The 1229-nt window shown below is 46.9% G+C and carries 3 protein-coding genes; all 3 read right to left on the bottom strand.

From position 1 onward, the window contains the following. Positions 1 to 98: 98 nt before the first annotated feature. Positions 99 to 371 carry a type II toxin-antitoxin system RelE/ParE family toxin gene (locus J9892_RS21255; RefSeq protein ID WP_210538910.1) on the bottom strand — a complete coding sequence of 91 codons (273 nt, stop codon included), beginning with the start codon at positions 369 to 371 and terminating at the stop codon, positions 99 to 101. Next, on the bottom strand, positions 372 to 641 hold the full coding sequence (locus J9892_RS21250; RefSeq protein ID WP_086904841.1) for a type II toxin-antitoxin system Phd/YefM family antitoxin: 270 nt from the start codon (positions 639 to 641) through the stop codon (positions 372 to 374). It abuts the gene before it with no gap. A 138-nt stretch (positions 642 to 779) separates the two neighbouring features. Then, positions 780 to 1064, bottom strand: coding sequence for a hypothetical protein (locus tag J9892_RS21245; protein ID WP_208143394.1), 285 nt, complete (start codon positions 1062 to 1064; stop codon positions 780 to 782). Positions 1065 to 1229 lie beyond the last annotated feature (165 nt).

The following is a 1229-nucleotide window of genomic DNA, read 5'->3' as shown; positions in this document are numbered from 1 at the left end:
CGTGGCAGGAAATAACAGAGAAGTTGGAGTGGGCAATGGTGTATTTATCCAAAAACGGCAAAAAGAGTAGGCAGAGAAAATCCAAGCAAAACAACACGTTAGACGGTATTATTAATTCGCTTGCCGCTTAAGGTTCTGTACATGTGCCTGAGATAGACAACTCGAAATGGCGCGTGAATCAATTCGCGAATATGATCCAGGTTGAATTCAGGAACAATACGGCCAGCATCAGGGTGGAGCTGAAGCATTTCGCTATGCTCCAAGATCGCAGCCACGAAATCATCACCGATATGTGGCACATCCTGCTCTTTGTAATACTCTTGAATAGCCTGTAAGTCCTCAAGAGCGGACTGTGCGATGCGTAATTCCATTTACTTGATGCCCAACGTTTTCTTGGCGTCCTCCAACGATACGGTGTTGCCCTCGCGAACATCCATAAGCCCCTGCGCCACCGCTTTTACAAACCGCAATTCCTCTGCACTTTTCTCATAATCCTCGAGCCCCTGCACAACCGCTACGCCGCGGCCACGGCTGGTAAGCAGGATTGGGCGATGCGTGTCCTGTGCTCGACCAACCACCTTTCCGGGATTGATCTTCAGGTCTGATAGAGGAATGACATCCTCGGAAAATTTCACTTGCATAGTGGTTACCTAGCCAACAATTTAGTGCTATTAATAGCACCATTTAACAGGTGCGGTCAAGAAACATAACGCCCGCCACAAACGCGAGCAACTTGTTGCGAGTCGAGCGCCCAACGGGCGCGTTTTTGATGGCGATTGTTATATTTTTCTTTCAATGATGAACTCTGATTCGTCGCCGTTATGAATGAATATTTCGCCTTCGCCTTTGAAAGGAGTTGTGAATTCGATTTTTCCACGACCACACAGATCATCGCCTTCACATTCACCCTGCCATGAAAACTCCATATAGGGCACGCGTGTAGATACACGGGCATCAACCCAGCCTTTTACCGCACCGAAAACAAATTCCCCTAAGCCGTCATCAGTAAATTCAAAATAACCGGGCTCAACTAAATCCACATAGTCTTGATCCCAGTTTGACATCCAAGTGATACGCCATTTACCAGGGCCGACGCATGATCATTCTCTGCACAAGTTGATCAAGTCTCGATCAGTTGAACGGCTCCAAGTACGATTTTAATTGTACCTTGCGTTGCCAAGCTGTAAATAGTCGAGATCTTAACCAACTGTTTATTATTATGGCCCAGA

The organism is Aeromonas sp. Prich7-2 (assembly GCF_017939255.1).
Taxonomy (GTDB): Bacteria; Pseudomonadota; Gammaproteobacteria; order Enterobacterales; family Aeromonadaceae; genus Aeromonas; species Aeromonas caviae.
The sequence above is the reverse complement of the archived record's forward strand: the minus strand, read 5'-3'. Positions and strand labels throughout refer to the sequence as shown.